Here is a 19,672-nt window from a genome sequence, read left to right as displayed (position 1 = left end):
TCGCATTTTTTGCATTCTACCTTAGGCATGTGGTAATGTTTCGCCGATCATTGGTCCACCCCCGACCAGACTGCTTGACCTTGTCTGGCCTTTAACAGACTTTGCGCAAAAATCGCCAAAAAGGAATTTTACATGTCCCGTTTCACGCCGCTTGCAGTTGGCCTTGCCCTGCCATTTTCCCTTGCCACACAGGCCGCGTGGGCGGACCTGACACCACAGGATGTCTGGGGGGACTGGCGCAACTATCTTGAGGGCATGGGGTATGAGATCACAGCGACCGAGACCGTCAGCGGTGACGACCTGACTGTCAGCGACCTGCGTTTCAGCTTTTCCATGCCTGAAACCGATGGCGTAATGTCGTTGTCATTGGAAACGCTGGGCTTTGTCCAGAACCGCGATGGCAGTGTCGCGATCGTCATGCCTGATGATATGCCCATGACCATGACGGGCACGGACGAGGCCGGCAGCGGGGAACCGTTTACGCTGACCTTGAATTTCTCCCAGACCGGCCATGCAATCACGGCCAGCGGCGACCCCGACGCGATGACCTATCTGTACACCGCAGAGCAGTTTGCGATGGACATGACCCAGATGCAGGTGGGTGACAAAGAGATGTCCGGCACCGATGCGCGGATCAACGTCACCGGCACCAACCTGAACAGCACGACAACCATGACCGTTGGAGAGATGCGCAGCTATGACCAAAGCGGCAGCATCAGCGCGGTCGCTTTCGACGTCTTTGTTAACGACCCGGAAGGTGAAAATGCTCAAGGTGCCATCAAAGGCGCGATGAACGGTCTCACCTTTACAGGTCAGGGTGAAATGCCCCGTGAAATGGCCAAGGACGCTGATATGGCCACGCTGCTTTCCAGCGGTTTTGATATGGCCGGCACCTTGGGTTATGCCTCTGGGAGTTCAGAGTTTGACATCAAAGACCCCGAGAACGGCAACTATGTGATGACCACCACCTCACAGGGTGGCGATTTCGGGTTCAAGATGGGGCCGGACGGGTTGCTCTATGATGTGGCCCAGCGTGATTTAAACGTAAACGTCACAGCAGAAATGATGCCTCTGCCCTTCGAGATCAAAATGGCGGAAAGCGGTTTCAAACTTGCCATGCCCGTCAGCAAATCCGACGAGGAACAGGATTTCTCCTTTGGTCTGAAGATGGCCGATTTCACCATGTCCGATTTCATCTGGAGCATGTTCGACCCGTCAGCCCAATTGCCGCGTGATCCGGCAACCGTTGTGCTGGACCTGACCGGCAAGGCCAAGCTGTTGGTCGACTGGATGAACCCCGAGGCAACAGCCGCCCTGACAGGGGCTCCCGGTGAAGTGAAACAAGTCAGCCTTGGCACATTGCTGGTTGATGCGGCTGGTGCCAAACTGGAAGGTGCGGGTGACGTTACCTTTGACGGGGCCGCTGGTGGGCTGGTGCCCGGTGCCGGCAACCCGGTAGGGGATGTGAACCTTGCGCTGTCCGGTGGCAACGCGTTGCTGGACAAGCTGGTTGCAATCGGATTGCTGCCACAGGATCAGGCGATGGGTGCGCGGATGATGATGGGCCTGTTCGCAGTGCCCGGCGACGCACCCGACACGCTGAAATCCAAAATCGAGTTCACCCCGGACGGGCAGGTTTTGGCAAACGGCCAGCGCCTGCGTTAACCGGCACGGATGCTGCAAAACTTTGCATTCGATACAGGGGCGCGGCAAATGCTGCGCCCTTTGCCCATGCGTCCCTTGTCCTTTGAGGGGGCGCAGGTTACCTCCTTAGGCTCAGACCCAAACCGGAGTTCCCCCCCATGTCACAACCCTTGGATGCGCTGACCAAATCGCTTTTGCAGGCGGCCACCAAAGCAGGTGCCGACAGTGCCGAGGCCAAGGCGGTGCAGGCGACATCGGTTTCTGTTGATGTGCGCGGTGGCACCTTGGAACAGGCCGAACGCGCAGAAGGTGTCGACATCGGCCTGCGGGTTTTTGTCGGCCAGCGTGCGGCGACGGTCTCGGCCTCCGACACCTCTGGCCGGACCATCGAAGAGATGGCGGTGCGGGCTGTCGCCATGGCGCGCGAAGCCCCCGAAGACCCCTATGCTGGTCTCGCCACCCCCGAGCAGCTGGCACAGTCATGGGACGTTGACGCGCTAGAGCTTTATGACCCAACGCCGGAACCTTCCCCAGAAGTGCTGCAAGACGACGCCGCCCGCGCCGAGGCTGCCGCGCTTGCCGTCAAGGGGGTGACACAGGTGCAATCCGCCAGCGCTGGCTATGGTGCGCAGGAGGTTTTCACTGCCATGACCAACGGGTTTGAAGGCGGGTATTCCCGCACGGATCGCGGTTTGTCTTGTGTGGCGATTGCCGGCACCGGCGCGGGGATGGAACGCGATTATGATGGTGACGGGCGGATATTCCAAAGCGACCTGCGCAGCGCCAAGGACATCGGTCAATCCGCAGGCAACCGCGCGGTGGAACGGCTGGAGGCTCGCAAACCGCCGACCGGTGCCTATCCCGTGCTGTTTGACGAACGGATTTCTTCAAGCCTGATCGGCCATCTGCTCTCTGCCGTAAACGGCAGCGCCGTAGCGCGGGGGGCTTCTTTTCTGCGGGATGCCATGGGCGAGGCGGTTCTGCCCGATACCCTGTCTTTGATCGAAGACCCGCACCGCCCGCGCACCAGCGGTTCGCGCCCTTTTGATGCCGAAGGTCTGCCAACGCGCAAAAGGTTGATCGTCGAAAACGGCGTGCTGCAAGCTTGGACGCTGGATCTGGCCAATGCCCGCAAGCTGGGGTTGGACCCAACGGGTAACGCGGCACGCGGCACCTCTTCCGCGCCCGCGCCAACGAACTGGAATGTGGCGCTGACGCAGGGTACGAAAACCCGCGCCGAGCTGCTGCGCGAGATGGGCACCGGCCTGCTGGTCACCTCGATGATCGGATCGACCATCAACCCCAACACCGGCGATTATTCGCGCGGGGCAGCCGGTTTCTGGGTCGAGAACGGGGAAGTCACCCATACGATCAACGAATGCACCATCGCCGGAAATCTGCGCGAGATGTTGCGCAGAATGATCCCGGCCAATGACGCCCGCACCCATCTCAGCCGTGTTGTGCCATCACTGCTTGTCGAGGGGATGACACTTGCCGGCGCGTGACCTGCCCCTATTGATCGACGCTGCCCGTATCGCCGGACGGGTCGCCACCAGCTATGCCGGGCCAACGGCGCGGCGCTGGGACAAGGCGGATGGCGCAGGGCCCGTGACAGAGGCCGATCTGGCGGTCAATGCGCAGCTGTGTTCGACATTGCGGCTGGCGCGGCCCGACTATGGCTGGCTGTCCGAAGAAACCGAGGACAATGCCGACCGCCTGTCCCGGGACCGGGTGTTCATCATTGATCCGATTGACGGCACCCGCAGTTTTCTTGAAGGCTCTGACACTTGGGCGCATTCAATCGCAATCGCCGAGCAAGGGGAAATCACGGCGGCAGTCGTTTACCTTCCCTTGCGAAACAAGCTTTATGCAGCGGCGAAAGGCATGGGGGCAACCTGCAACGGGGTGCCGATCGCCGCGTCGGGCCAGACGCAACTGGCCCAGTCTTCTGTGCTGGTGGCCAAACCGGCGATGCAGGGAGATGTCTGGAAAGCCGGGGCCTGCCCCGCCTTCAAACGCAGCTTCCGCCCATCTCTGGCCTATCGCCTTGCGCTGGTCGCTGAAGGCCGGTTCGAAGCGATGCTGACCCTGCGCAAAAGCTGGGAATGGGACATTGCCGCCGGCGCGCTGATTGTGGCCGAAGCAGGTGGCATTGCCCATGACCGGACCGGCATCGCGTTGCGGTTCAACAATCCCGATCCACGCCTGAACGGTGTGGTTGCCGGAGCGGCGTCAATTTCAACGGCCCTGATCGACGCCCTTGCGTGACACTTCCCATCTGGGTACGCAGCACATAGGCTTGCCCGCATCAACAAGGATCCTGACATGACCCAACGCCTGCACCTCGTCTTTGGTGGCGAACTGGTAACCCCCAGCGAGAACACCTTCAAGAACGTCGATGACATTCACGTTGTTGGTATTTTCCCAGATTATGCCAGCGCCTTTGACGCCTGGAAAAACGAAGCACAGCGCACCGTCGACAATGCACATATGCGCTATTTCATTGCCCATCTGCACCGGTTGCGGGACGAAGAAACCGCGGCCTCGTCCACCGAAGAGCTGGGCTAACCCCCCATGGCGCGGTCGTCTCTGGGGCTGACGGCCTACCGTGCTTTGACACGGCACACCACATTGGCACCCGAGACAACCCCGCCGCGCCAGCGCCCCGAAGGCGAGCTGGTCTGGATACACGCCGGAGAACCGTCCAACCTGCTGGCGGTGCAGGATTTCGCCATGCGACTGGTCGCAGCGCGCGAGGGGCTGAGTGTGCTGATCACCTTGCCCGACCAGGACGGCAGCTACCGTCCGGTGCCGCTTAAACCCGGGTGCCCGCTGATCCAATGTGCGGTGCCCAGCGAACACCCCGCGGCGGTCAGCGCCTTCCTTGATCATTGGCAACCGGATAGCTGTATCTGGGTCTGGGGCAATCTGCGGGCCAATCTTGTTCTTGAAACCGCGGATCGCGGCTGTCCCATGTTCCTGATAGATGCCGATGCGCGCGGGTTTGACGGCCGGCGCGACCGTTGGTTGCCGGCTTTGGCGCGCCGGCTGCTGTCAACATTCGATGCAGTCTTTGCCCGGTCAACCCGCGATTTCAAACGGCTTAGCCGACTGGACCTGCCATCAAAATCCCTCGGCGGGACCGGCGCACTTCTGGCCGGTGGACGGGTTCTGCCCTGTGTCGAAAGCGATTTGACTGATCTTTGTGCCGCAGTGGGCGGGCGCCCCACATGGTTTGCCGCCGGGGTCTCGAACAAAGAAATCAGGATCATCCTTGGGGCACATAAGCAGGCCCTGCGTCTTTCGCACCGTTTGTTATTGATCATCCAGCCCGAGGTATCTGCGTTGGTGGGCGATGTTCTGGAACAGGCCGCAAGCCGCAATATTACAATCGCGCAATGGGATGACGGCCAATTTCCCGATGACACCACGCAATTGCTGGTGTCCGCGGATGCCGCCGAACGCGGGCTGTTTTTCCGGCTGGCACCGGTGTCTTTTCTGGGCGGCACCCTATCGCGGGGCCATGGCGATGGCTGTGACCCCTTGGAAGCTGCGGCTTTGGGGTCTGCCATCCTTTATGGTCCGCGGCTGCGTCACTTTATGCCGTCCTATTCGCGCCTTGCCGCTGCCGGTGCGGCGCGGATCGTCAATGATGTGGACGCTTTGGGCACCGCCGTGTCACGGCTGATCGCCCCCGATCAGGCCGCCGCGATGGCGCACGCTGGCTGGGACGTGATCAGTCAGGGGGCCGAGTTGACCGACAGAATTATCGATCTTGTACAAGACGCGCTGGACAAGGAGTTGAGCCGCTCATGATCCGCCCCCCTGTCTTTTGGCACCTGCCTAGCCCTGACTGGCGTGCAACCGCCTTGCGCCCCTTGGGTGCCCTCTATGCCGCCGCGACGGCACGGCGATTGGCGCAGGGAGACAGACATCGCATGGCGGTTCCGGTGGTTTGTGTCGGCAATATCAATGCTGGCGGCACCGGCAAGACCCCCACTGTGATGGCGGTGGTCGAACATCTGCGCGGGTTGTTTCACGAACCGCACATCGTTTCGCGCGGCTATGGCGGCACGTTGGAAGGGCCGGTACGGGTTGATCCGGCGCGCCACAAGGCTGCGGATGTCGGGGACGAACCATTGCTACTGTCTGCATTTGCCGAGGTCTGGGTGGCCAAGGATCGCGCGGCAGGGGCGCAGGCGGCGCAGGCGGCAGGGGCCAGCGTAATTGTGCTGGATGACGGGTTTCAGAACCCTGCATTGGCCTATGATCTGTCCGTGGTAGTCGTGGATGCAGCGCGTGGGTTTGGCAACGGCCTGTGTCTGCCCGCGGGGCCACTGCGTGAACCGGCAAACACAGGTCTGGCGCGCGCCGATATCCTGCTTTCCATCGGGGACAACACCGCGCAGGAAAACTTTGCCAACAGCACATCCCTTCCTGCCGATCTGGCGCGGGTAGCGGCCCGGCTTGAGCCGCTGAAAACAGGAATGGACTGGAGTGACAGCCGCGTTCTGGCCTTTGCCGGGATCGGCCACCCGGAAAAGTTCTTTGCCACTCTGCGTGGTTTGGGCGCTGAAATTATCCATGCCGAAGGCCTGGACGACCACCAACCCCTGACCAATGCCCTGATGGCCCGATTGGAAGCGGATGCAGCCGCCCGTGGTGCCCAACTTGTCACCACTGAAAAAGATGCCGTGCGCCTGCCTGCCAGTTTCCGCAGCAAAGTCATCACCCTACCGGTGCGGCTTACATTGGCAGAAGGCAACGCATTGTTCCAAGCACTGGATGCCTTGCCAAAGTCGGCCTGACGCGGACACTTCCAACGAAAGCAATCCTCGCTTCAGTTGTCCTCGCCCAGTTTCGGGGCCGGACGGTGCAGCGCAAGCTCCGCATCCGAGAACCGGAAGGGCGAACGCAAACCCGGCACACCGTCCAGTTCGATCTGCATACCCCGGGCAACCACTTGGGGATCAGCCATCACGTCATCCAGATTGTTGATCGGACCAGCAGGCACGTTATGCGCCTCACAGGCGGCCAGCAAATCGTCGCGGGTGCGCTGTGACGTGGCCCCCTCGATCCGGCGGTTCATCTCGGGGCGGTTCGCCACACGGCCGGCGTTCTTGGCATACTCGGGTGCAATCGCCATATCGTCCAGCCCAAGCAAACGACACAGGCGCTGGAACTGCCCGTCATTGCCGGTGGCGATGATGATATGCCCGTCCGAGGTATTAAACACCTCGTAGGGGGTCAGATTGGGGTGGGCATTGCCCATCCGCGTCGGCGCAACGCCGGTCGTCATGTAATTCATCGCCTGATTGCCGGTGATCGCAACCGCACAATCCAGCAGGGCCATGTCAATGTGTTGGCCGCGTCCCGTCTTGCCGCGCTGATGAACCGCGGCAAGAATGGCAGTGGTCGCATAAACACCAGTGAAAACATCGGTGATCGCCATACCGGACTTTTGCGGCTGGCGGTCGGGTTCGCCGGTGATCGACATCAGACCCGACATGCCCTGAATGATAAAATCATATCCCGCGCGGTGGGCATAAGGCCCGGTGTGGCCAAAACCAGTGATAGAGCAATAGATCAAACGCGGGAACTCGGCGTGCAGGCTATCATAATCCAGCCCGTATTTCGCAAGACCGCCGGTCTTGAAGTTCTCGATCACGATATCCGCATCGCGCAGCAGGTCTTTCAGCCGCGCTTGACCTTCCTCTGTGCGAAAATCAATGGTCACGCTGGCCTTGCCGCGATTCGTGGAATGGAAATAGGACGCCGAAACATCGTCATCCCGTTCCACAAACGGCGGGCCCCATTGGCGCGTATCATCGCCGGCCGGGCTTTCTACCTTGATGACATCACAGCCCAGATCCGACAGGGTCTGACCGGCCCATGGCCCCGCCAGAACCCGGGCCATTTCAACAACCTTGAGACCGGCCAGCGGGCCGCGGTTTTCCTCGTTCATCAGCTGCCCAGTTCGGCTTCGATCAGTTTTTTCATCTCGGCGTAGGGCATGTTCGAATGTTTGGCACCATTGATCAGGAAACTGGGCGTTGAGGTGATGTTGTCGCGGTCCTTGTTTTCTTCGAACCATGCCACCAGCGTCTGAGCCTTATCGCCATCCTGCAAACAGGCGTCGATGGTTTCGTTGTCCATACCGGCCAGACGCGCAATCTTGCGCAGCTCTTCGACAATAGCGGCAGGTTCGCCGGCACGCGCCCAAGTGGACAGCCCCTTGAAAATCAGATCGACGATACCGAAAAATTTATCTTGTCCGCCGCAGCGCGCAATCATCGATGCCCACAGGCCCGGACGATCAAAATAGACTTCGCGGTAGATAAATTTGATTTTGCCGGTGTCGATGAAATCAGCCTTCAGTTGTTTGAAGGCCCCGCTGTGAAAATCTGCGCAATGCGGGCAGGTAAAGGAAGCGTATTCGATCACAGTCACTGCCGCATCGGGGTTCCCAAGCACCATTTCCTGAATGCTGGAGGTGTCGAAGTCACCCGTTGTGGTCTGCGCATTTGCAGCACCGGCCATATTTGTGATCTCTGTCGACCCGCTTTTGCCGCCCAGATTGCTGGTCAATGCCCAGCCGCCAAGGCCAAGCACGGCAAAGCCACCAAGTATCATGTTTCTGCGTTGCATCATGTCGTTCCTTTGCTGCTGTTCAGCGGTTGTTCTTGTTCAATATGTTCTCACCCAGACGCGCAAGGGCCGCACGCAGGCCATCATCGCAAACAGGTTGCGCAGCCGCCGCCGCCATTTGTCGCAGCGCCGGGTCAGGGGTGGGCTTGGCCTCTGGCTTCTTGTGCCCGAATGAAACCTTGCCGTCGGCAAAACCTGTCGATGCCGTCTGCGTGATCCGCACACGGGCAATCGCATTATAGCCATAGACCGCATTCACTTTCGCCCGCAGCTGTTCTTTCTGCATTTCCAGCATAGGCGCATTTGCCCCGTTGGTCAGCAAGGTCAGCGTCGCGCCCATACCCCCGCGATTGTATCCGATTTCAACAGGTTGGGCGATTGCCGCGATATCCTGACCGGCGATTTCGCTCCATTGGGTCAACAAGCGCGATTGGGCAAAACCGCGCGTTTCTGACGCGCGACGTATCTGCCCCGACAACAAGCTGTCGGTGCGTTTGAACCCTTTTGTGCTGGTGCGCCGTGGCGGCATGGCTGTGTTTCCTTTCAGCGCTTTCTATATGATAGTTTATCGGCGCTCCAGCACCAACCAATGCCGGCCAGAGGGACATAAAAATTGCGTGATATGCCAGATACCATCGCCCTGCCGCGCATTTTGCTGGATTGGTACGATATTCATGCCCGTGAAATGCCTTGGCGTGTGGGGCCGGCGCAACGCAAGGCCGGTGTGCAACCCGATCCTTACCGCATCTGGATGAGCGAAATCATGTTGCAACAAACCACCGTTGCAACGGTGCGCGACTATTTCCAGCGTTTCGTGACGCGATGGCCGACAGTTGGCGATCTGGCTGCGGCACAAGATGCCGATGTGATGGCCGAATGGGCCGGATTGGGATATTACGCCCGCGCCCGCAACCTGTTGAAATGCGCGCGCGCTGTCGTGGATGAACATGCCGGCGAGTTTCCAGCCGATCATGCCGCGCTGCTGAAGCTGCCCGGCATCGGGCCTTATACTGCCGCCGCCGTCTCCTCGATTGCATTTGATCTGCGCCACACGGTGCTGGACGGCAATGTCGAACGGGTGATGGCGCGGCTTTATGATGTCCACACACCGCTGCCGGCGGTGAAACCGGTGTTAATGGAACGTGCCGAAGCCCTGACACCCGCCAAGCGCCCCGGGGATTATGCCCAGGCAGTGATGGATCTGGGCGCAACCATCTGTTCCCCCAAATCGCCAGCCTGCGGCATATGCCCATGGCGCGATCCCTGCGCCGCCCGCGCCATGGGCACCCAAAACGAGCTGCCCAAAAAAACGCCGAAAAAGCCCAAACCGGTGCGTCATGGTACGGTTTATCTGGCGCAGCGCACCGATGGGGCGTGGTTGCTGGAAACCCGCCCCGAAAAAGGGTTGCTGGGCGGGATGCTGGGCTGGCCCGGTTCAGATTGGGTCGACACCAGCGCGCCCTTGCCCAAAGGTACGCCCCCGGTCGCCGCCGACTGGCAGGCCCTCGCTGGCGAGGTCCGCCACACGTTCACCCATTTCCACCTGATCTTAACGGTTCAGCTGGCAAAGGTACCCAATGACACCCCCGGCGACTTTGTCCCGCGCACCCGGTTCCGCCCATCGGATTTGCCCACGGTCATGCGCAAGGCTTACGATTTGGCGCAGGGGTAATAACTCCTGCCGCTCACCTCCGTCGCCGGTTTGCCCGCCTGACAATCTGCGGTAACATGGGTCAATTCCTACCCCAGAGGCCCCGCCATGTCCCGACACACCACGCCAATTCCCCGCAGTGACCTGCGCCGCCTGTCGCGCGCCCTGCCATTTTGGATGTCACTGGGCCTTATTCCGCTGGCTTGGGTCTGTGCCCTGACTGGCGGCTGGAGCATTGCCCTGCTGCCGCTGGTCACATGGTTCCTGTTCTCATTGCTGGACGCTGTGCTGGGGCTCAATCTGGACAATGCCGACCTAGAGGCCAACGACGACGACCTGTATTGGTATCGCCTGGTCACGCTGATCTGGGTGCCGGCGCAGCTGCTGACGGTATTCGGGCTGATCTGGTATGTGCCGCAGGCGGAACATCTGGGCCTGTTCGAACGCATTGCGCTGTTCTTTGGCGTCGGCGTGATCACCGGGACCATCGGGATCAACTATAGTCACGAGTTAATGCACCAGAAAAACCGGCTTGAGCGGTTTCTGGCAGACGTCTTGCTGGCGATGGTACTTTACTCGCATTTCCGTTCCGAACACCTTCTGGTGCATCACCGCTATGTTGCCACGCCACGCGATCCGGTGACGGCCCGATACAACGAAGGGTTTCACCGGTTCTATCCGCGGGTCTTGCGCCAGTGCCTGCATTCCGCCTTCAAGGCCGAGGCCAATATGCTGGCCCGCAAAAATCTGCCTTGGCACAACCGCAGCAATCCGTTCTGGAAATACTGGGGCTTGCAAATCGCCTTTATCAGCCTTGCCTTGATCCTTGGCGGCTGGTCCGGGCTGATGCTGTTTTTTGTGCAGGCCGGTATCGCGATCTGGCAACTAGAGCTGGTCAATTACATCGAACATTACGGGCTGACCCGCAAACATCTGGGGGATGGCAAATATGAACACGTCAAACCGCATCATTCATGGAATGCCGCACATAAGGCATCGAATTGGCTGTTGATCAACCTGCAACGCCATTCCGATCATCACTATAAACCCGACCGCCGGTTTCCCGTGTTGCAGAACTATGGAGCGGACGAGGCACCACAACTGCCTTTCGGGTATCCGGTGATGACCATGGCCGCAATGATCCCGCCCCTGTGGCGACGCGTTATGAACCCGCGGGTGCGCGCATGGCGGCGCAGCTATTACCCCGAGATTTCAGACTGGGGAGATTATAATAAACAGCAAACGCCGATGCCGCGCTGAAACTCACCTAATCTTAATGCTTTCATGGCACCCCTTTGGCTGCATTATGAGAGGGGTCACACATGCAGCCGGATCGCATCCAAACCGCAAAACCTCGGCCCCACCAGACCTGTCTGATTGTGGAGGACAGCGATTTTGATCGGGAAAAACTGACCCGGATTATGCAAAAATCCAATCATCCATTTCATATCGAGGCGGCGACCACCCTGAAACTGGCCCGTCGCGTCATGGAAAAAGCGCCCGTGTCACTGATCCTGCTGGATAACAACCTGCCCGATGGGCTGGGTGCTGATTTCGCCCTCGAATTGGCCCGTGATGCAAATTACGCCGACATCCCCGTGATCATCATAAGTGACTGGCCCTCTCCCTTTATGTGGGAAAAGGCATCCTCGGCTGGTGTCGCCTTTGTGCTGAGCAAGACAGAATTTGACCGCCGATACGTTCACGCGGTTTTTCAAAAGGACCCGTCAAATCTGGTGAACTAAAGTGTCCGGCCTTTAACCTGAGGCATTTCGTATCTCCGATGCCCAAGAACGCGCAGCGTGGCAAGGTATTGGGGATTCATGTTTAAGGTTGGGTGCCATAGGGTCTGTGGATTTTCATCGCCTGCCTTCAGCGCGATGAATGTCCACTGGTCCTAGAGCGCTTTGAGTAAAACTTGAATCACTTGCTCGCGGCCTCTCCCCTTGGTCGACCGCGAAAAAACAGCCCCGCAATCCCCCATTCAGCCAGAATAGCGATCCAGATACCGGCACCGACCGTGCCCTGCCAAAATTCGTAAGTTCCAAGAAGTGCCATAGCGACCATTGCGGTGATGACAGTCACCGACACCAGCTGCTTCACCTCGTCCAGCATGGTATCCCGCGCCATAAAACAAAGCGTTGCAAACCCCAGAAACAACATAGCCGCGCGTTTGGCAAGGACATCGCCCACCTGCGCCTGTTCAAGGGCAAACATCCAGTAGATCAATTCGGGCAGCACCATGAGGATCAGGCAAAGCGCGCCAAAGACTGCGGTGGCCACACAGCTTAACATTTTGAAATCCATCGGTTCGTACTCCTCTGACTTTCCAACCATCCCGCCGCTGTTGCATCGGGTCGATGTGGCGTTTGCACGCAGTGCGACTTGCAGGGAAGCATCAAATAAAAAGGCCCCGCCACAAGGGCGGGGCTAAGGTGAGTGCCTTTCTAGGCAACCTTCATCTAGAAGGCCGCAGGCACCGGCGGTGTTCTGGGTGTTTCCGGTTTTTCTGTCAAAAGGCAGCCTCAACCACCCTGTGCGACCATAGGGTCAGCCAGGATATTCTTGAGGAACAAGTGCCGGAAACAACAATTCTCAGTTGGCCATTTCGGCCCTTATCTGCTGGCGCAGAAGGTCAATCGGCACGCGCTTGCCGTCCTTCTTAAAGCACCAGTAGGTCCATCCGTTACAGCTGGGCGCTTTCTCATATGCCGCCCCGACCTGATGGATTGATCCTTTGACATCCGACCCGATCAGCGTGCCATCGGCACGGACCTTGGCCTTGTGACGTCCGTTCAGTGAGTAAAGCTCCTCGCCCGGGCGCAACATGCCCCGTTCGACCAACTGGCCAAAAGGCACACGTGGCTCTGCACGTTTGGACGTTGTGGTTTGCAGGGCCTCACGGTCAAACTTGCGCACTTTGCTCAGTCGTTTTGTTGCAACCTTGCGATAAGCTTCTTCGCGCTCGATGCCGATGAAATCGCGGCCCAACATCTTTGCAACCGCACCTGTGGTACCTGTCCCGAAAAACGGGTCAAGGATCACGTCACCCGGGTTGGTCGACCCAACCAGAACACGGTGCAGCAGGCTTTCCGGCTTTTGTGTCGGATGGGCTTTGTCGCCGTCTTCGTTCTTCAGCCGCTCATGGCCGGTACAGATCGGCAAGACCCAGTCACTGCGCATCTGGATACCTTCGTTGAGGGCTTTCAGCGCCTCATAGTTAAAGGTGTATTTGGAGTTTTCGTCTTTACCGGCCCAGATCATCGTCTCATGGGCGTTGGTAAAACGCTTGCCGCGGAAGTTCGGCATCGGGTTCGACTTGCGCCAGACCACATCGTTCAGGATCCAGAAACCGGCATCCTGCAAGGCGGCACCAACACGGAAAATGTTGTGATAGCTGCCGATAACCCAGATCGCGCCATTGGGCTTGAGCAGACGACGGGCCGCTTTCAACCACGCACGGGTGAAATCATCATAGGCCTTAAAGCTGGCGAATTGATCCCATTCATCATCTACCGCATCAACCTTGGAGTTATCCGGACGAACCAGATCACCACGCAGTTGCAGGTTATAAGGAGGGTCAGCAAAGATCAGGTCAATGCTTGCCTCGGGAAGGGCATTCATCGCCTCGATACAGTCGCCATCAAGGATCGTGTTTAATGGAAGCACCGCGGTGCTTTTCTCAATCGTCTTCATCAATTTTCTGCCTCTGGTCCCCGGCACATTTTGTGCTCGTTTGTTGGGATCAGGATGAGTCAAAGACGATTCGCGGTCAAATTGTTTTTTGAATCAATTGGTTAAGAAAAATTGTTGCTACAACATATTGTGTACGGGCTTGAACGAACGTCTATGGTGTGGGGTTACCCCAAGTTCTTGCAGGGCTTCTATGTGTCTTTTTGATCCATATCCCATGTTGGTTTCCCAGCCATAACCCGGGTGCTGTTGCGCCAAGGACAACATGACACAATCTCGACAAATTTTGGCCATAATTGAGGCAGCCGAAATGCTCTGCGAACGGGCATCACCCTTGATGATGGTTTGCGCTGGTAAGACCAAATCGCGGGGCAACATGTTGCCATCCACCAACACATAGTCAGCAGGGGTTTTAAGCCCCTCAATCGCGCGCATCATCGCAAGGTGGCTGGCGCGCAGGATGTTGATATCGTCGATTTCCTCGACAGAGGCATGGGCGATGCTGACTTCGGCCACCTCCATAATTTCGTCATAAAGCCGTTCACGGGCCTTTTTGGTCAGCTTTTTTGAATCGTTCAGTCCCTCGGGAATACGCGCGGGATCCAAAATCACCGCTGCGGCCGTCACTGGCCCCGCCAAAGGGCCGCGGCCCACTTCATCCACACCCGCGATGCGCGTGTACCCCTGCGCCATGGCGGCGCGTTCAAATTCAAAATCCGGTTTCATGCCCCTTCAAGACCGCAAACACGCCCAAGGCTCAACATGAAAAAGGGAGGATGCCCGAACATCCTCCCCAGTCATCCGAGCAAAGGGACCCGCCCGGATCAAGGCGCGATGTTATCCCCGCGCCAAACGGAATCCGTGGTCACGTAAACAACGTGCTTCATATCCGCGACGGTCGCCGCGGCCGGTGTTAAAAGTATAGTTGCACTGCCGTGGCAGGCGGTGGGTGTAGTCATAATTGCGCTTGAGACACCGGCTGGCGAACATGCGCACACGACCGTGGCGGGTTTCCACCCTGCGCAGACATTGCTGCGGCAAAAGCTTGCGACTGACACGGTCAGGCAAGGGACGCGGCACCGGCTGATCATAGCGCGGCGGTTGGTATGCGGGTTCTCTGTGAATCGGCTGCTGGTGGATCGGCTTGCCATAGACCGGCGCGCGGTGGTCCGGATTTGACTGGTGGTTGCCGGCCTGCTTTTTCTTGTCCTTCCGGTCGTGAATAATCTTGCCCACAACCGCCAACCCCAAAAGCGCGGCAATCGTATTGGCGGTCCGGCGATCCCCGGCCGCGGCGGGCAAAGCACCAAACGCAGTCAGGGCGATCGACGCGGCGGCCACGGTGGCAATAAATTTGCGGTACATTATGTGATCCTCTCTGCTGCGCGGTGCAGGACAGCCCGCGCTTTGACAAATCAACATTGGCCACCGGCCCGCCAGACAGGCAATAACAGCACCCCGTTATCGGATAACCGGCAGGCAAATCGCGGCGCGTTATTGAATATCATGGCTCAAAGGCTCAAGAATGACAGTATGAAACACCTTGCCCTCCCCCTCGCCTTTGGCCTGTTGATCGGTGGTGCCCTGCCCGCACATGCGGGGGGATGTTACGCCGATTACAAAGCCAAACAGGATGACCCACTGCGCCTGCACTACGGTGTTGCACAGATCAACGGAGCCTGTGATGCCGGATCAGCCGCTGCTGAACTGGCCCCGCGTCTCGCCGTCCAAGGCTGGTCGCTTCTTAATGTCATCTCTACTTTCGGAGAAGACGGACTTGATCAAAGGAAAGACAGTGCCGGCCAAAACTACCTCCGCTTCTGATCTGCGCCGCTTTGTCGGCTTTGGCATTGCTGCGATTGTTGTCTTGTTGGTCGTCGGGGCCATCGTGTTGTTCTGGACATTGCCGGATGCAAATCTGTTCAATGCACAGGTCGAACGCATTTTTGTTGAAAACGACGACCTGACCAGCGGCGCGACGATCAAGCTTTTGGAAATACTTGCACAATCAGGCACGGCATTCTCGGATACTCTGGCCAGTTATCGCATGGTGATCTTTGTATTGCTGGTGTTCGCCGCTGCGATGTTGATGGCCGCACTTGTGTTCCTGATCATGCTGGTGGGGTTCAACCGCCGTATGGCCCAGATCGAACGGGCCGGCATTCAGGTGAATTCCCTTTTGATCAGCCGGGAAGAAAACACGGTTTATCTGAACAACCTTGGTTTCAAACTGACCGATGCGGCAATGGAAACCATGTCCGTTCTGGCCGAGGCGCGGATGGATGATGATGTGATGTCGGGGTCGGAAATCGAAGGGGTGATATCGGGACGGCTGGCCGCAGATTGTGACGAGGCGGCAGGCGCGACACGGATCAAACGGTTGCGCGACACATTGGGCAACCAGATTGTAAGTGAACTTTTGGTCAAGAACATTGCGCGGCGCGGCTATATGCTGGCCATCGACAAACAGGTGATCAAGGTCATCTGATCCGCAGGCTCTGGTCAAATTCCCCCGCACAGGTCTAGGGTGAGAAGAACTTCAGACCAAGGACACTGCCCATGCCTGCGCCAATAAACCCATTCAAGAAATCTCTCTCCGAGGGCAAGATCCAATTCGGCTGCTGGCTTGGGCTTGCCGATACGTTCAGCGCGGAACTGATGGGCGCTGCGGGTTTCGACTGGCTGGTGATTGACGGCGAACACGCGCCGAACGATTTGCGCAGCATCCTCGCCCAGTTGCAGGTATTGGAAGCCTCAAACAGCCATCCGGTGGTCCGGGTGCCGGTTGGCGAAACCTATATGTTGAAACAGGTGCTGGATGCCGGCGCGCAAACTGTGCTGGTGCCAATGGTGGAAAGTGCCGATCAGGCCCGCCAGCTGGTGCGCGACGTAACCTATCCGCCGCATGGGGATCGCGGGGTCGGTTATGCCCTGACCCGCGCGGCGCGTTTTTCGCAAATCAAGGACTACGGCACAACGGCGGACGCAGAGATTTGCCTGTTGGTGCAGGTGGAAAACCGCAAGGGGCTGGCCGCGCTTGACGAAATCCTTGCCACTGAGGGGATCGACGGCGTGTTCATCGGCCCCGCTGATCTGGCCGCCGACATGGGTCATATGGGGGATTCCCTGCATAGGGACGTGCAGACCACAATCATGGACGCGCTGGCGCGCATTCGTGCCGCCGGCAAGGCCCCCGGCATCCTGTCCACCCATGATCCGATGACCGAGGCCGCGCTTGCCGCCGGTGCCCAGTTCGTCGCTGTGGGGGCGGATGTCTTGTTGCTTAACGCGGCGGCCAAAGCGCTGAGCGCCAAATGGAAAGACCGTCACTGACATGAGTATTGGGATTTTTCTGCTGGGGCTGGCCTATGTGCTAAGTCAGTTTTTTCGCGCCTTTCTGGCCGTCTTGTCCGAAATCCTTGAGCGCGACATCGGCGCGATGCCGGATGATCTGGCCTTTGCGTCGGGCCTGTGGTTCCTGACATTCGCCGCCTGCCAAATACCCATCGGTGCCGCGCTTGACAGCATCGGCCCACGCCGCACCGCAGGCTGGCTGTTGCTGCTTGGTGGTGCCGGGGGCGCGGCCCTTTTTGCTGTCGCAACAGCACCGGTGCATATCACCATCGCCATGGCCCTGATCGGGGTTGGCTGTGCGCCGGTTCTGATGGCGTCCTACTACATCTTTGCCCGCGAATTTCCCCCCGCAACCTTCGCCATCCTTGCCTCTGTGATGGTCGGGGCCGGCAGTATGGGCAATCTGGTCGCCGCCTACCCAATGGCGCTTGCCGCCGAGTTACTGGGGTGGCGCAGCGCCCTTTGGGGGCTCGCCGGGCTGTCGGCACTGGTCGCCCTTGGCACATTGCTCTGGGTCAAAGACCCGCCGCGCGTCACCGACGGCGTCAAAGGGTCGATGTCGGAACTGTTGCGCATTCGCGCGCTTTGGCCGATCTGCCTGTTAATCGGGGTCAGTTATGCCTTTCCCGGGGCGGTGCGCGGTTTGTGGATTGGCCCTTATCTGGCCGATGTGTTTGGCACCGACACAGCCACCATCGGGCAGGCCAGCCTGTTGATGGGAGGGGCAATGGTGCTGGGCGCGCTGGCTTTCGGGTTTGCAGACAAGCTTAGCCCGTCGCGCAAATGGATGATCGCCGGCGGCACCGCCCTTGCGATACTTGCCGGCGGCATGTTGACGGTTCTTCCCGCCAGCAGCTTCATCCTCAGCGTTTTTCTGATGTGTGCCATCGGCTTTTTCGGATCCACCTATCCGGTGCTAATGGCCCATGGCCGAAGCTTTCTGCCAAGTCACCTGATCGGGCGGGGGGTGACACTGTTGAACCTGTTCAGCATTGGCGGCGTTGGCATCGCACAGTTTCTGTCCGGCCGCGTTTATCGCGCCGCCCTGCCGGGTGAAACCGCGGCAAGCCCCTATGTGGCGGTGTTTGCGCTTTTCCTGATCGCCCTTAGCGCCGGTTTTGTGGTGTATCTGTTCAGTCGGGACAACACAGACTAGGGCCTGTGGACAATCATCCTGCCGCACTGGCGCGAGACCCATCTTGCCGCTGGCGAGCCGAATTGACCGCCCCGATGTGGTTCATCGGAAGGGCAATGCGGTGAAGCCGGAGGCAAAATGGGCCGCGTCGCGCAGCGATTTCGCCAAAATTGCTCAGTTCCAGGCAAGAAAGCGTAGGACTAACGGGTTAATTCCAGCTTTCTTAACGCAGAACTGGGCAATTTTGGACTGAAACCAGTGCGGCAGGATGATTGTCCACAGGCCCTAGCGCCCCTTCATCCGCGCGGCGGCCAAAGTATAGCCGCCCGCGCCGCCGTCGATGAAATGCACATGATCGTCAGCCATGATCGACGGCACGATGCAGGTCATCATCGCGGTGTCCTGTGTGGAAGTGCCATATTCGATATAGCCTTGCGCCTTGGCCGCACTTAACACTTCCTCAATCTGCGCCTGAGTGGCCGGATCACAATCCAGTGTCATTTTCAGCCCGTCATCGCGCTTGCGAAAATCTGCGTTCTCACCGACGATCCGCGCATAGCGACGTGCATCAAAGCCCCCCAGCTTGATCCCCGTCCGGATCAACAACCAAGCCACCAAGGATTCAAACATGACCCTGCGCCGCGCGCGGCCTAGCGGCCCGCTGCCACGGATCGCATGGGCCTCAAGTGCTGCCCCTTTCGGGGGCCAGTCCGTTCCCGGACCAGAGACCGCCGCCGGATGGCCGCCACGCTCCAACCCCTGTGCAAGGCTGACAACCCGATCATAAATTTCGGCAATGATATCCTCGCCAACCCCTGCCATCGGGGACACAAGGATCGACAGAATCGTCCCATTGCGCGCCGGCATCGGTGACCAGCGGCAAGACAATCCTGTCAGGTCAGGCGCGCTGCCCTCTGCTGCCGGGGAAATCACATAGCTTCCGGCTTTCATTCGGGCCTCGGCCCAGCTAACCCCGCCACCGTCAAACATCGCATAATCCACTCCCTCGGAAACCTGAAGTCGGGCCACCCGCACATCGTGCCCCGCTGCACGCACATCCGCCACCGGCACCAAAGCGACCCGCATCCCAATACCGAACTCTGTCTGCGCCCAGGATGCGACCCGCGCCAAGGCATCCCGTGCGGCGGCTTCGTCCTCTGGGGGCACGGCGAATCCGGCCCCATCACCGCCAAAAACAAACGGAAACGCCCGCCCTTTCAGGGCGTTCATCATCGCAGAAATCACCGCTGCGCCGACCATATTCACGGTCTTGTACTTGCCAGCTTGCACCAATCCGGTTGAATCGACGATGTCCGAAACGCCAATGGTCCAATCCTGCGGCACAGGTGTGAAACGGTCCGATTGTGTCAGCTGGTCAAAAGCCCTGACACGCGGCAACTGGTCGTAAAACGGATCGCTTTGGGTCATTCGGCCTGCCTTTTTGATCGGTGCCATCCTAACACGCACCTTACGTTACAAACCAGTCCGGCAACGCAGGGGTCTTTCCACGGAACGGCAAGCGGTGTATGTGCGCCGCACCACCCCTT

At 59.0% G+C, this 19,672-nt stretch carries 21 protein-coding genes; 13 read left to right on the top strand and 8 right to left on the bottom strand.

Annotation, left to right across the window (positions count from 1 at the left end; translation table 11 throughout):
- The first annotated feature begins 132 nt into the window (after positions 1–132).
- The 6 genes from HKX44_RS12780 to lpxK all read left to right on the top strand — a co-directional run bounded on the left by HKX44_RS12780 (position 133) and on the right by lpxK (position 6,452).
- Positions 133–1,665, top strand: coding sequence for a DUF2125 domain-containing protein (locus tag HKX44_RS12780; RefSeq protein ID WP_276151710.1), 1,533 nt, complete (start codon positions 133–135; stop codon positions 1,663–1,665).
- A 137-nt stretch (positions 1,666–1,802) separates the two neighbouring features.
- The gene (locus HKX44_RS12775; protein WP_276151709.1) at positions 1,803–3,149 is read left to right on the top strand and encodes a TldD/PmbA family protein; all 1,347 of its coding nucleotides are present in this window, start codon (positions 1,803–1,805) and stop codon (positions 3,147–3,149) included.
- Positions 3,136–3,912, top strand: a complete 777-nt coding sequence (locus HKX44_RS12770) for a 3'(2'),5'-bisphosphate nucleotidase CysQ (protein ID WP_276151708.1) — start codon at positions 3,136–3,138, stop codon at positions 3,910–3,912. Before HKX44_RS12775 ends, HKX44_RS12770 begins: the two co-directional genes overlap by 14 nt.
- A gap of 57 nt (positions 3,913–3,969) precedes the next feature.
- Positions 3,970–4,212, top strand: coding sequence for a DUF4170 domain-containing protein (locus tag HKX44_RS12765; RefSeq protein WP_276151707.1), 243 nt, complete (start codon positions 3,970–3,972; stop codon positions 4,210–4,212).
- A gap of 6 nt (positions 4,213–4,218) precedes the next feature.
- The gene (locus HKX44_RS12760) at positions 4,219–5,460 is read left to right on the top strand and encodes a glycosyltransferase N-terminal domain-containing protein (protein WP_276151706.1); all 1,242 of its coding nucleotides are present in this window, start codon (positions 4,219–4,221) and stop codon (positions 5,458–5,460) included.
- Positions 5,457–6,452 (top strand): tetraacyldisaccharide 4'-kinase, encoded by a 996-nt coding sequence (gene lpxK / locus HKX44_RS12755; RefSeq protein ID WP_276151705.1) that lies wholly within the window; start codon positions 5,457–5,459, stop codon positions 6,450–6,452. Before HKX44_RS12760 ends, lpxK begins: the two co-directional genes overlap by 4 nt.
- A gap of 32 nt (positions 6,453–6,484) precedes the next feature.
- Here the strand turns inward: lpxK and HKX44_RS12750 are convergent, their stop codons facing one another.
- Genes HKX44_RS12750 through HKX44_RS12740 form a run of 3 tightly spaced genes read right to left on the bottom strand, consistent with a single transcriptional unit; the run spans position 6,485 to position 8,821 of the window.
- Complete coding sequence (locus HKX44_RS12750; protein WP_276151704.1) at positions 6,485–7,609, bottom strand: CaiB/BaiF CoA-transferase family protein; 1,125 nt, start codon at positions 7,607–7,609, stop codon at positions 6,485–6,487.
- Positions 7,609–8,292, bottom strand: a complete 684-nt coding sequence (locus tag HKX44_RS12745) for a DsbA family protein (protein WP_276151703.1) — start codon at positions 8,290–8,292, stop codon at positions 7,609–7,611. The genes HKX44_RS12750 and HKX44_RS12745 overlap by 1 nt, the downstream gene beginning before the upstream one ends.
- A 22-nt stretch (positions 8,293–8,314) precedes the next feature.
- A complete protein-coding gene (locus HKX44_RS12740; RefSeq protein ID WP_276151702.1) occupies positions 8,315–8,821 on the bottom strand; it encodes a DciA family protein in 507 nt (168 codons plus the stop codon).
- 93 nt (positions 8,822–8,914) lie between these two features.
- Between HKX44_RS12740 and mutY the strand changes: the two genes are divergently transcribed.
- From mutY to HKX44_RS12725, 3 genes are all read left to right on the top strand, one after another.
- Positions 8,915–9,964, top strand: a complete 1,050-nt coding sequence (mutY, locus tag HKX44_RS12735; RefSeq protein WP_276151912.1) for an A/G-specific adenine glycosylase — start codon at positions 8,915–8,917, stop codon at positions 9,962–9,964.
- Positions 9,965–10,051: 87 nt separating this feature from the next.
- Positions 10,052–11,203, top strand: a complete 1,152-nt coding sequence (locus tag HKX44_RS12730; protein WP_276151701.1) for an alkane 1-monooxygenase — start codon at positions 10,052–10,054, stop codon at positions 11,201–11,203.
- Positions 11,204–11,265: 62 nt separating this feature from the next.
- Positions 11,266–11,688 (top strand): response regulator, encoded by a 423-nt coding sequence (locus tag HKX44_RS12725; RefSeq protein ID WP_276151700.1) that lies wholly within the window; start codon positions 11,266–11,268, stop codon positions 11,686–11,688.
- A gap of 178 nt (positions 11,689–11,866) precedes the next feature.
- Here the strand turns inward: HKX44_RS12725 and HKX44_RS12720 are convergent, their stop codons facing one another.
- The 4 genes from HKX44_RS12720 to HKX44_RS12705 all read right to left on the bottom strand — a co-directional run bounded on the left by HKX44_RS12720 (position 11,867) and on the right by HKX44_RS12705 (position 15,001).
- On the bottom strand, positions 11,867–12,250 hold the full coding sequence (locus HKX44_RS12720) for a hypothetical protein (RefSeq protein ID WP_276151699.1): 384 nt from the start codon (positions 12,248–12,250) through the stop codon (positions 11,867–11,869).
- Between the two features lie 288 nt (positions 12,251–12,538).
- The gene (locus tag HKX44_RS12715) at positions 12,539–13,639 is read right to left on the bottom strand and encodes a site-specific DNA-methyltransferase (protein WP_276151698.1); all 1,101 of its coding nucleotides are present in this window, start codon (positions 13,637–13,639) and stop codon (positions 12,539–12,541) included.
- Positions 13,640–13,756: 117 nt separating this feature from the next.
- Positions 13,757–14,362, bottom strand: coding sequence for a ribonuclease HII (locus tag HKX44_RS12710; RefSeq protein WP_276151697.1), 606 nt, complete (start codon positions 14,360–14,362; stop codon positions 13,757–13,759).
- Between the two features lie 111 nt (positions 14,363–14,473).
- Entirely contained in the window at positions 14,474–15,001 is a 528-nt protein-coding gene (locus HKX44_RS12705; RefSeq protein ID WP_276151696.1) for a hypothetical protein, read from the bottom strand.
- A gap of 168 nt (positions 15,002–15,169) precedes the next feature.
- Here HKX44_RS12705 and HKX44_RS12700 point away from each other — a divergent pair, with 168 nt between their 5' ends.
- The 4 genes from HKX44_RS12700 (at position 15,170) to HKX44_RS12685 (ending at position 18,146) form a co-directional block, all read left to right on the top strand.
- Positions 15,170–15,460 (top strand): hypothetical protein, encoded by a 291-nt coding sequence (locus HKX44_RS12700; protein ID WP_276151695.1) that lies wholly within the window; start codon positions 15,170–15,172, stop codon positions 15,458–15,460.
- Positions 15,432–16,124 carry a hypothetical protein gene (locus tag HKX44_RS12695; RefSeq protein WP_276151694.1) on the top strand — a complete coding sequence of 231 codons (693 nt, stop codon included), beginning with the start codon at positions 15,432–15,434 and terminating at the stop codon, positions 16,122–16,124. The genes HKX44_RS12700 and HKX44_RS12695 overlap by 29 nt, the downstream gene beginning before the upstream one ends.
- A gap of 71 nt (positions 16,125–16,195) precedes the next feature.
- Complete coding sequence (locus HKX44_RS12690; RefSeq protein WP_276151693.1) at positions 16,196–16,969, top strand: HpcH/HpaI aldolase/citrate lyase family protein; 774 nt, start codon at positions 16,196–16,198, stop codon at positions 16,967–16,969.
- Position 16,970: 1 nt separating this feature from the next.
- Positions 16,971–18,146, top strand: coding sequence for an MFS transporter (locus HKX44_RS12685; protein ID WP_276151692.1), 1,176 nt, complete (start codon positions 16,971–16,973; stop codon positions 18,144–18,146).
- A gap of 264 nt (positions 18,147–18,410) precedes the next feature.
- Here the strand turns inward: HKX44_RS12685 and HKX44_RS12680 are convergent, their stop codons facing one another.
- The gene (locus HKX44_RS12680) at positions 18,411–19,580 is read right to left on the bottom strand and encodes a DUF3095 domain-containing protein (RefSeq protein WP_276151691.1); all 1,170 of its coding nucleotides are present in this window, start codon (positions 19,578–19,580) and stop codon (positions 18,411–18,413) included.
- Positions 19,581–19,672 lie beyond the last annotated feature (92 nt).

Source organism: Sulfitobacter sp. M05 (assembly GCF_029285175.1).
GTDB lineage: Bacteria > Pseudomonadota > Alphaproteobacteria > Rhodobacterales > Rhodobacteraceae > Sulfitobacter.
This window is presented reverse-complemented; position numbering and strand designations above follow the sequence as displayed.